Origin of the sequence: Seohaeicola zhoushanensis (assembly GCF_014656415.1) — a bacterium.
Lineage (GTDB): Bacteria > Pseudomonadota > Alphaproteobacteria > Rhodobacterales > Rhodobacteraceae > Seohaeicola_A > Seohaeicola_A zhoushanensis.
Genome location: NZ_BNCJ01000005.1, coordinates 263,567 through 271,250, shown reverse-complemented (window position 1 = coordinate 271,250; position 7,684 = coordinate 263,567). Strand labels below are relative to the sequence as shown.

The following is a 7,684-nucleotide window of genomic DNA, read 5'->3' as shown; positions in this document are numbered from 1 at the left end:
GACCCTACCGAGAAACCCGATGGCCACCGACAGCTACACCACGCACCGGGACGTCACCGCCGTCCCATCGCACGAGCTTGAAACACGTCGAAATCGTGTGTCCGGAGACGATGAACTTTCTTCGAAAAGCCCTGGCCGATCAGGAAAACGGAATTCGCAGATCGGCAGGTCGGGTTCGGCCGGGGGGCGGAAGCAGGCTCACCCGTCGAAAGGGCGTGCCATAGCACCGGTTTCAGTTTGGTGATGCGTTTCCGGAACGAGAAAGGCCTCTGCGGGATTGATGCCGCCGGAGATGTGGCTCTCCCAAGTTCCTGGTGCTGAAGTCGCAAACAGAGCCCTACGCTCAGGTCGGCCGCTCGTCCTTCGGCATTTGGCCTCGCCATGCGCCCTGCGGTTTCGAAGGTCGCAAGACCTTCTTGCTTGCCGCCGTCCTCTGTGAAGTGCTGGGAAGCTGTGGCAGCCCGTAGGGGAGTCGAACCCCTCTTTTCAGGTTGAAAACCTGACGTCCTAACCGATAGACGAACGGGCCACGCTGTGTGTGGCGGTGTTTAGTTTGAGGCGGCGGGGGGCGCAAGAGGGAAACTGCGGATTTTTTGCAGATCGGGCAAAGGTTTTTTCGGGCGTTCGGCAAGCGGGCCGCGCCGTCGGTCGTAGGGCCGGGCGTTCGGCGCGCCGGGCCGGTCGAAAACGGCGTAAAATACGGGCAATAAAGGGGAATATGGGTTGGCCTTCCGGCACTCTCCGGAAAACGGCTTAGGCTGATCCTAATCGCAGGTGCGGAATCTAATGCTTGCCGCCGAAGCCATCTTTGTCTGATCCTGCGGGGGTATCGCGGAAAAGGCGCCTGGGCGTGATTCTGGCGGTGCGCCGGGATGCCCTCCGCCGCGGGCATCCCCGGAGTGGCAGAATCAACGCGGCGCTGCGACGAGAGGAAGACCCGCCTTGGCCCGCGACCATATCGACAGCGACCCGATCGCAGACCTTGCCGCCAATACGGCGCTGCCCTTCGAGCAGGCCCGCGCGATGCCGCCTTCGGTCTATACCTCGCAGGCTTTCCTCGAGGCCGAGTTGGCCGAGATCTTCCGCAAGGAATGGTATTGCGTCGGCCGTGCGGGCGCGCTGAGCAAGCCGGGCGACTATGTCACCGGCGAGCTGGCAGGGCAGCCCTTCATCGTGGCGAGGGGGCAGGACGGGCAGCTCAGGGCGATGTCCAACGTCTGCCTGCACCGGATGTCGACGCTGCTGGAGGGGCGGGGCAGTACCCGCGCCATCGTCTGCCCCTATCACGCCTGGACCTACAACCTCGACGGAACGCTGCGCGGTGCGCCGGCGATGACCCTGAACGGCGGCTTCGACAAGCGCGACTACTGCCTGCCGCAGATCCGCTGCGAGGAGTGGCTGGGCTGGGTCTTCGTCACACTCAACCCCGAGGCGGCTCCGGTGGCCGAGCGGCTTGCCCAAGTCGGGGACATGGTCGCCGGCTATGACATGCTGAACTATACCGAGACCTTTTTCGAGGAACACGTCTGGGACACGAACTGGAAGGTGCTGGCCGAGAACTTCATGGAAAGCTACCACCTGCCGGTCTGCCACGCGGGCACCATCGGCGGGCTGTCGAAGCTGGAGGAGATGGTCTGCCCGCCGGGCCTGCCGGCCTTCAACTATCACACCATCCTAAAGGACGATTCCCTGCGCATCGCCATGGCGCATCCCTCCAACACGCGGCTGAAGGGCGAGGAGCGGCGCACGACCTTCCTGCTGGCGCTCTACCCGAGCCTGCTCATCACGCTGACGCCCGGCTATTTCTGGTATCTCTCGCTGCACCCCAGGGGGCCGGGGCAGGTGCATATCCGCTTTGGTGGCGGCATGTCCGACGATTACAAGGACGACGCCGATGCCCAGGCCAATTTCGCCGCGCTGAAGACGCTGCTCGACGAGGTGAACGTCGAGGATCGCGGCTGCACCGAGAAGGTCTATCGCGGCCTCTGCGCCCAGCTCAGCGCGCCGGGGCATCTGAGCCACCTGGAACGGCCGAACTATGATTTCGCCCAGTATCTGAACGCGCGCGTCTCTGCTGCGCGCGCCAAGTGAGGACACAACAGTGACGACAGAGAAGATCGACACCCTTGTCGTGGGGGCCGGCCAGGCCGGCGTCGCGATGAGCGAACACCTGACCCGCAACGGCATTTCGCACATCGTGCTGGAAAAGGACCGGATTGCCGAGCGTTGGCGCACCGGGCGCTGGGATTCGCTGGTGGCGAACGGGCCGGCCTGGCACGACCGTTTTCCCGGGCTGGACTATGACGATGCCGATCCGGAATCCTTCCCCTCGAAGGACCGCGTGGCGCGCTATTTCGAGCAATATGCCGCCAAGTTCGAGGCGCCGATCCGCTGCGGGGTCGAGGTGCGCAAGGCTGAACGCAACGTCGGCCACCCCGGCTTCACCGTCGAAACCTCGCAGGGCACCATCGAGTGCGAGAATATCGTCGCGGCCACCGGGGCTTTCCAGATCCCGGTGATGCCCGATCTGGTGACCGCGCGCGAAGGCCTGACGCAGATGCACTCCATCGACTACCGCAACCCCGGCGCGCTGCCCGAGGGCGCGGTGCTGGTGGTGGGGGCGGGGTCGTCGGGCGTGCAGATCGCCGAGGAGCTGGTGCGCGCCGGGCGGCGTGTCTATCTCTCGGTCGGCCCGCACGACCGGCCGCCACGGGTCTACCGGGGCCGCGATTACTGCTGGTGGCTTGGCGTCCTCGGTCTCTGGGACATTCCCGCGCCGCGGCCCGGCACCGAACATGTCACCATCGCGGTGAGCGGCGCCTATGGCGGCCATACGGTCGATTTCCGCGACCTCGCGCGGCAGGGCATCACGCTGGTCGGGCGCACGACCGACTGCGACCAGGGCGTGCTGACCTTCTCGGGCGATCTGGCCGCGAATATCGCGCAGGGCGATGCCAACTACCTCTCGGTGCTGGACGCTGCCGATGCCTGGGCCGAGCGCAATGGCGTCGACCTGCCCGAAGAGCCCGAGGCGCGCGTCTTCGGCCCGGACCCGGATTGCGTGACCCATCCGCTACGGTCGCTCAACCTTGCCGAGGCTGGGATCACCACGATCGTCTGGGCCACCGGCTATCGCCGCGATTACAGCTGGCTCAAGGTCGATGCATTCGACGAGGACGGCGCTCCGCGCCATCAGCGCGGCGTCTCGACCGAGCCGGGGGTCTACTTCCTCGGGCTGCCCTGGCAGTCGCGCCGGGGGTCGACCTTCATCTGGGGCGTCTGGCATGATGCCCGTCACGTGGCCGACCAGATCGCCATTCAACGCAGCTATCGCGATTACGTCGGCCCGGCGCGCTCGATGCGCCAGACCGCTTGAAACTCAACGGAGACCCGGAATTGGCCCACTATCGCCACCGCAAGTTCAACACCAAGGACACCTATCCCGAGCAGAAGCTCGACAACGATCTCTGCCAGGCGGTCGTGACGCAGGGCGGGCGCACGGTCTGGCTGCGCGGGCAGTGCCCGCAGGATCTCGACACCGCGAAGAATATCGAGAGCCACGATCCGGTGGAGCAGACCCACAAGGTGATGCAGAACATCCAGCAGTTGATCGAGGAATGCGGCGGCAAGATGGAGCACCTGGTGAAGGTGGTCGTCTACATCACCGACGTGCGCCACCGCGAGGCGGTCTACCGGACGATGGGCGAGTATCTCAAGGGCGTCCACCCGGTCTCGACGGGGCTGGTGGTGAATGCGCTGGCCCGGCCCGACTGGCTGGTCGAGATCGACGGCACCGCCGTCATCCCGGACTGAGGCGATGACCTTCTCGCTTGTCGCCCGCTGCGCGCAGACCGGGATGTTCGGCGTGGCGATCTCGTCGTCCTCTCCGGCGGTGGCGGCGCGCTGTTCCTATGCGCGTGCCGGGGTCGGGGCGGTGGCCTCGCAGAACGTGACCGACCCGACGCTGGGGCCGCTGACGCTCGACCTGATGGAACAGGGGATGTCGGCGCCCGAGGCCATTGCCGAGGTGCAGAGGCGCGGCAGGTTCATCGAATACCGCCAAGTGCTGGCGGTGGACGGGGCGGGGCGCACGGCTATCCACTCGGGCCCCAATAGCTTGGGCATCTGGACCCAGGCGCAGGCCGAGAACGTCGCCTCGGGCGGCAACCTGCTGGCCAATGACACCGTGCCGCGGGCCATCGTCGACGGCTTCCTGTCCTCGCAGGGTTATCTGGGTGACCGGCTGATCGCTGCGATTCGCGCGGGGCTGGCGGCGGGGGGCGAGGCGGGGCCGGTGCATTCGGCGGGCATGAAGCTGGTCGACCGGGTCGCCTGGCCCGTCGCCGACCTGCGCTGCGACTGGACCGAGGACTGCCCGATCGAGGCCGTTGCCACCGCCTGGGAGGTCTACAAGCCGCAGCTCGACGCCTATGTGCAGCGTGCCCTCGATCCCCGCGCCGCGCCGTCCTATGGCGTGCCGGGCGACGAATGAGCGCGCTTGCCTCACCCGTTGCCCGGCGCGAATACTCGTCCATGCCCCTGCGTTTCACCCTGCGCCAGCTCGAATACTTCGTCGCCGTGGGCGAGGCGGGGTCGATCGCGCTCGCCTCGGAACGGGTGAAGGTCTCGTCGCCCTCGATCTCGGCCGCCATCGCGCAGCTGGAGCAGGAATTCGGCATCCAGCTCTTCGTGCGCAAGCACGCCCAGGGCCTCGCCCCCACCCAGGCCGGGCGGCAGTTCCTGGCGCAGGCGCGGCAACTGCTGGCCGACGCCGACCGGTTGAACCGGCTGGCCGACGATCTCTCGGGCACGGTGCAGGGGCCGCTGCGCCTCGGCTGCCTGCTGACCTTCGCGCAGCTCGTCGTCCCGCAACTGCGCCGCCGCTTCGAGACGCGCTTTCCGAACGTGCGGGTCAGCCAGCGGGAGATGGACCAGCAGCAGATTTTCGAGGGCCTGCGCAGCGGCGATCTCGACATTGCCCTGACCTACGATCTCGAGATCCCGCCCGACCTGCATTTCGTCCCGCTGGCGCAACTTGCGCCCTACGCGATGCTCTCGGAAAACCACCCGCTCGCCGGGCTGCCCGAGATCTCGGTCCGCCAGTTGGAAGACGAGCCGATGGTCCTGCTCGACCTGCCGATGAGCGCCGATTACTTCCTGTCGTTCTTCAAGGCGGCCGGCATCCGGCCCAAGATCACCGAGCGCACCCGCGACATGGCGGTGATGCGCAGCCTCGTGGGCAATGGCTTCGGCTATGCCATCGCCAATATCCGCCCGCTGAACGACCTCTCGCCCGATGGCCGCAAGCTCTGCTTCGTGCCGCTGAAGGGCCCGGTGCGCCCGATGATCCTGGGCCTGCTGATGGCCGAGGGAGCGGCGAATGTCCTCACCGTGCGCGCCTTCGTCGACCATTGCCGCGACCTCGTCACCGCCGACAGCATGCCCGGCATGAAGATGCCGCCCTCGGGCCGCTGATCTCACCCACCCACGGAGCCAGCCTTGCGCGATCCCCGCTACGATATCCTGTTCCAGCCGATGCGGATCGGCCCGCTGACCGCCAGGAACCGCTTCTACCAGGTGCCCCATTGCAACGGTGGCGGCTATCGCGACCCCTCGGCCGTGGCCGAGATGCGCGCCGCCAAGGCCGAGGGCGGCTGGGGCGTGATCTTCACCGAGCAGACCGAGATGCACCACAGCTCGGAGATCACCCCCTTCATCGAGCTGCGCCTCTGGGAGGACCAGGACATTCCAGCGCTGGCCCGCATGTCCGAGCGAATGAAGAGCCATGGCGCGCTGGCGGGCATCCAGCTTGCCTATTCCGGGATCAACGGGCCGAACCTCTATACCAAGGAGGTGCCGCTGGCCCCGACCGCGCTGCCGATCCGCACCTTCACCAATGATCCGGTGACGGCGCGGGCGATGGACCGCGAGGATATCCGCAACCTGCGCCGCTGGTTCGTCAACGCAGCGAAACGCTCGCGCACCGCCGGCTTCGACCTGATCTGCCTCTATGGCGCGCATGGCTTCGGGATCTTCCAGCACTTTCTGTCCCGCGCCACCAACCAGCGGTCCGACGAATACGGCGGCAGTCTGGAAAACCGCGCGCGCTTCGTGCGCGAGGTGATCGCCGACATGCGCGATGCGGTGGGCGAGACGATGGCGCTGACACTGCGGCTGTCGTTGGATGAAACCATCGGCGACCTCGGTTTCTCCAACGCCGAGGTGCGCGACTTCATCGAGATGCACGGCGATCTGCCCGACCTCTGGGATCTCGCCCAGGGCACATGGGAGGAATGCTCCGGCCCCTCGCGCTTCAAGGAGGAGGCGGCGCAGGAAGACCTGGTGCGCGGCATCCGCGCGCTGACCTCGAAGCCGGTGGTCGGTGTCGGCCGCTTCACCAGCCCCGACGTGATGGTGCGCATGATCCGCTCGGGCACGCTCGATTTCATCGGCTGCGCGCGTCCTTCCATTGCCGACCCCTTCCTGCCGAAGAAGGTCGAGGAGGGCCGCATCGAGGATATCCGCGAGTGCATCGGCTGCAATATCTGCATCACCGGCGACATGACGCAGGGCATGGGCCGCTGCACCCAGAACCCGACATGGATGGAGGAATGGCGGCGCGGCTGGCACCCGGAACGGATGAACCCCAAGGGCGAGAGCGGCAATGTCCTGATCGTCGGCTCCGGTCCGGCGGGGCTGGAGGCCGCCCGCGCGCTGTCGCTGCGCGGCTATGACGTCGCCATCGCCGAGGCGCGCGACGAGATCGGCGGCCGGGTGACGCGGGAACGCCGCCTGCCGGGGTTGTCGGCTTGGGGCAGGGTGGTCGACTACCGCGCCCACCAGCTCTCGCAGCGCCCGAACATCGAGACCTACCTTGCCTCGGAGCTGGATGCCGCGCAGATCCTCGACTTCGGTTTCCAGAACGTCTGCATTGCCACGGGGGCCCGCTGGCGTGGCGATGGTGTCGCGCGTCAGCATGTCGTTCCGATGGCAATGGATCCGGGATTGGCCGTGTTCACGCCCGACGACCTGATGCAGGGCCGCCTGCCGTCGGGGCGGGTCGTGCTGTTCGATGACGATCACTACTACATGGGCGGCGTGCTGGCCGAGCTGCTGGCCTCGAAGGGCTGCGAGGTCACATTGGTCACGCCCGCGCCCTATGTCTCGGACTGGTCGCGCAACACGCTGGAACAGCACGCCGTGCACGTGCGGCTGGCTGGGGCAGGGGTGCGGATCCTGCTCAACCGTGGCGTTGCCGCACTGCGCGGGGACGGGGCGGAGACCAACTGCACCTATACCGATACCCGCGAGGTCATCCCCTGCGATGCGGTCGTGCTGGTGACGGCGCAGGCGGCGGAAGATGCGCTGTACCGCGACCTGCTTGCCCGTCGAACCGACTGGGCCGATGCCGGGATCCGTTCGGTCAAGGTTATCGGCGACGCCAACGCGCCGGGCCCGATCGCATGGGCCACCTTCGCCGGCCACCGCTATGCGCGCGAGCTGGACATGCCCGAGTTGGGTGACGCCATGCCCTTCCGGCGCGAGGTGACGGCGCTGGCGCGCTAGCCAGGTGTCCACGCCCTTTGGCCGCGCGCGCATCGGGGGCGCTGCCCCCGCCGCGCCCAGGGGCGCGGCCCCCCCGGAGATATTTTTGAAGAAGAGAAGCCAGGGGCGCGGCGCGAGG

General features: G+C 67.1%; 6 protein-coding genes and 1 tRNA gene. 6 read left to right on the top strand and 1 reads right to left on the bottom strand.

Features of this window, described 5'->3' with window-relative positions:
- Positions 1 to 454: 454 nt before the first annotated feature.
- Positions 455 to 529 (bottom strand) — tRNA-Glu (locus IE266_RS12380).
- Positions 530 to 942: 413 nt separating this feature from the next.
- On the opposite strand from IE266_RS12380, the gene IE266_RS12375 reads away from it, so the two are divergent.
- Genes IE266_RS12375 through IE266_RS12350 form a run of 6 tightly spaced genes read left to right on the top strand, consistent with a single transcriptional unit; the run spans position 943 to position 7,566 of the window.
- Positions 943 to 2,091, top strand: a complete 1,149-nt coding sequence (locus IE266_RS12375; RefSeq protein ID WP_229864063.1) for an aromatic ring-hydroxylating oxygenase subunit alpha — start codon at positions 943 to 945, stop codon at positions 2,089 to 2,091.
- Positions 2,092 to 2,101: 10 nt separating this feature from the next.
- A complete protein-coding gene (locus IE266_RS12370; protein WP_189680395.1) occupies positions 2,102 to 3,376 on the top strand; it encodes a flavin-containing monooxygenase in 1,275 nt (424 codons plus the stop codon).
- 20 nt (positions 3,377 to 3,396) lie between these two features.
- Entirely contained in the window at positions 3,397 to 3,813 is a 417-nt protein-coding gene (locus tag IE266_RS12365) for a RidA family protein (RefSeq protein WP_189680394.1), read from the top strand.
- 4 nt (positions 3,814 to 3,817) lie between these two features.
- Positions 3,818 to 4,492, top strand: coding sequence for a DUF1028 domain-containing protein (locus IE266_RS12360; protein WP_189680393.1), 675 nt, complete (start codon positions 3,818 to 3,820; stop codon positions 4,490 to 4,492).
- Between the two features lie 41 nt (positions 4,493 to 4,533).
- Positions 4,534 to 5,475: a LysR family transcriptional regulator gene (locus IE266_RS12355; protein ID WP_189680392.1), complete on the top strand. Its 942-nt coding sequence runs from the start codon at positions 4,534 to 4,536 to the stop codon at positions 5,473 to 5,475.
- A 24-nt stretch (positions 5,476 to 5,499) separates the two neighbouring features.
- Positions 5,500 to 7,566, top strand: coding sequence for an oxidoreductase (locus IE266_RS12350; RefSeq protein ID WP_189680391.1), 2,067 nt, complete (start codon positions 5,500 to 5,502; stop codon positions 7,564 to 7,566).
- Positions 7,567 to 7,684 lie beyond the last annotated feature (118 nt).